Annotated in this window: 1 pseudogene; it reads left to right on the top strand. The window is 43.1% G+C overall.

Annotation, left to right across the window (positions count from 1 at the left end):
• Positions 1–225, top strand: a pseudogene (locus TP70_RS12485) (hypothetical protein); the annotation flags it as partial.

Here is a 225-nt window from a genome sequence, read left to right as displayed (position 1 = left end):
ATATTCCTGCAGATCCAACGGATCCGACTAACCCAAATGATCCATTAAATCCGACAGATCCGAATACAGGTAATCCAATTGAACCAGTACCGTATGATGAAACACCAGAAGACCCAAGTGATAATCCGCCAGTTCCAAATGTTGATGGATATGTGCCGGTAGATCCAGGTAGTCCAACAGATCCATTGAAACCGAAAGATCCAAACGATCCAACAAAAGGATATG

The organism is Staphylococcus microti (assembly GCF_000934465.1).
GTDB lineage: Bacteria > Bacillota > Bacilli > Staphylococcales > Staphylococcaceae > Staphylococcus > Staphylococcus microti.
This window is presented reverse-complemented; position numbering and strand designations above follow the sequence as displayed.